Below are 2,408 nucleotides of genomic sequence, written 5' to 3'. Positions count from 1 at the left end.
GTCGGCGGCCACGTGCGCGAGCACCGTGGCCTCGGCACGGCCGGGAGGCGCGTCACCCTCGGCGACGTGCCGGTCCAGCACCGGTACGAACACCAGCTCCGCCTCGCGCAGCACCCGCACCGCCCGGAGGGTGAGCAGCTCGGGGTCGCCGGGTCCCACCCCGACCCCGGTCAGCGTCGCGACGGCAACCGCGCCAAGACCGCCGCCGCGCCCGTCGTTCGCGGCCGGCCCGCGGCCGTCCGCCGCCCCATTGAGCTGGTGCCTGCCCGGCCGGTTCACCGGGCGGCCGCCTCGACCAGGCGGCGGGCGGCCCGCGGGTGACCGGCCCAGTGGCTGTGCAGGTAGGAGGCGTGCACCCGGCCGGCGACGAACCCGTGCGCGGTGCCGTCCCAGCGCCACGCCGGCCGGTCGCCGTGCCCCGGGTCGGTGAGGGTGCGGTGGAACTCGTGTCCGCGTACCGGGTCGCCGGCCGGGTGCAGCGGCGAGTCGGTGGCGGCGACGGCGTCGCGGTAGCCGAGGGTGAGCCGGCCGGTCATCCGGGCGGTGAGGTCGAGCCGCCCGCACATCGGCACCCCGTCCAGGGAGCGGCCCAGGTAGAGCAGCCCGGCGCACTCGGCGACGATCGGGCCGTCGAAGTCGGCCAGCCCGGCGCGGAGGCCGGTGTTGCCGGCGAGGGCGTCGGCGTGCACCTCGGGGAAGCCGCCGCCGATGACGACGGCCCGGGTACCGGCCGGCAGGGCCGGGTCGCGCAGCGGGTCGACGGTCACCACGTCCGCACCGGCCGCGGTGAGCAGTTCGGCGGTCTCGGCGTACGAGAAGGTGAAGGCCGGACCGCCGGCGATCGCGACGACCGGACGGTCGGTACCGGCCGGGCCGCCGACGGCCGCGACCGGGTCCCAGGCCGGCACGGTCAGCGGCGGGGCGGACCGCGCCAGGTCGAGCACCGCCGGCAGGTCCACCGTGGACTCGATCAGGTCGGCGAGCGCGTGGACGATCGCCAGGGACTCGGGGGCCCGCTCGGCGACCGGCACCAGCCCGAGGTGACGTGCGGGGGCGCCCACCTCGGCGGCCCGGGTCACCGCCCCGTGCACCGGTACGCCGACCTCGGCGAGCGCGTCGCGGAGCAGCGTCTCGTGCCGGGGCGAGCCGACCCGGTTGAGGATCACCCCGCCGATCCGCACGCCCGGGTCGAAGGCACGCAGGCCGAGCACCAGCGCGGCGGCGCTGCGCCCCTGGGCGGTGGTGTCGAGGACCAGCAGCACGGGTGCCTCGATCAGCCGGGCGACGTGCGCGGTCGAGGCGTACGCCCGGCGGCCGACCGCGCCGTCGTGCAGCCCCATCACCCCCTCGACGACCGCGACGTCGGCGGGCGTGGGAACGCTGGCGCCGTGCCGCAGCAGCGGTGCGATCCGCTCCTCGCCGACCAGCCAGGGGTCGAGGTTGCGGCCGGGGCGGCCGGCGGCGAGCGCGTGGTAGCCGGGGTCGATGTAGTCCGGTCCGACCTTGTGCGGGCTGACCGTCAGGCCGCGGCGGCGCAGCGCCGCGAGCAGGCCGGTGGCCACCGTGGTCTTGCCGTGCCCGCTGGCCGGGGCGGCGACGACGATGCGTGGCAGCGTCCACGGCGGCGCCGGCGCGGTCGGGCCGTCGGGACGCCGCTGGTCGGTACGGCGGGCCGGGCCGGTCACCACTCGATCCCCTTCTGGCCCTTCTGGCCGGCGTCCATCGGGTGCTTGACCTTGGTCAGCTCGGCAACCAGGTCGGCGGCCTGGACGAGTCGAGGGTCGGCGTTGCGGCCGGTGATGACGACGTGCTGGAAGCCGGGACGGTTCGCCAGGGTGTCGACCACCTCGTCGACGTCGACCCAGCCCCACGTCATCGGGTAGGTGAACTCGTCGAGGACGTAGAGGCCGTAGCGCTCGGCGGCCAGGTCCCGCTGGATCTGCCGCCAACCCTCCCGGGCGTCGGCGGCGTGGTCGGTCTCCCCGCCGCGCTGAATCCACGACCAGCCCTCGCCCATCTTGTGCCAGCCGACCGGGGCGCCCTGACCGGTGCGCTCGTGCAGCTCGCCGAGGGCGCGGAAGGCGTTCTCCTCCCCAACCCGCCACTTGGCGCTCTTGACGAACTGGAACACCCCAATCGGCAGCCCCGCTGTCCAGGCGCGCAACGCCAGCCCGAACGCCGCCGTCGACTTCCCCTTCATCTGCCCGGTGTGGACGATCAGCAGCGGCCGGTTCCGCCGCTGCCGCGTCGTCAACCCGTCGGCCGGCACGTGGCTCGGCTTCCCCTGCGGCATCAGGCCACGCTCCTTGCTTCCGCGATCTTGCACTCGTGGTTGCCGGTACGGGCCTTTTCGCCCCATGCGCCCCCACCACAACTGCAAGATCGCGGAGAGGGGGTGAGGGTGAGGG

At 75.9% G+C, this 2,408-nt stretch carries 3 protein-coding genes; all 3 read right to left on the bottom strand.

The features are described from left to right. On the bottom strand, positions 1-279 hold a 279-nt coding region (locus DKL51_RS36800; protein WP_260428732.1), incomplete at its 3' end, for an SAM-dependent methyltransferase. Continuing rightward, a complete protein-coding gene (locus DKL51_RS30925; protein ID WP_243422688.1) occupies positions 276-1,613 on the bottom strand; it encodes a cobyrinic acid a,c-diamide synthase CobB in 1,338 nt (445 codons plus the stop codon). The genes DKL51_RS30925 and DKL51_RS36800, both read right to left, overlap by 4 nt. 68 nt (positions 1,614-1,681) lie before the next feature. After that, entirely contained in the window at positions 1,682-2,293 is a 612-nt protein-coding gene (gene cobO, locus DKL51_RS30920; RefSeq protein ID WP_109947258.1) for a cob(I)yrinic acid a,c-diamide adenosyltransferase, read from the bottom strand. Positions 2,294-2,408: the final 115 nt, after the last annotated feature.

The sequence above is a fragment of the Micromonospora globispora genome, from assembly GCF_003857015.1.
GTDB classification, from domain to species: domain Bacteria; phylum Actinomycetota; class Actinomycetes; order Mycobacteriales; family Micromonosporaceae; genus Micromonospora; species Micromonospora globispora.
This window is presented reverse-complemented; position numbering and strand designations above follow the sequence as displayed.

Excerpts from the sequence above, each read along its gene's own strand:
- cobO (WP_109947258.1), bottom strand. The coding sequence starts at position 2,293 with ATGCCGCAGGGGAAGCCGAGCCACGTGCCGGCCGACGGGTTGACGACG.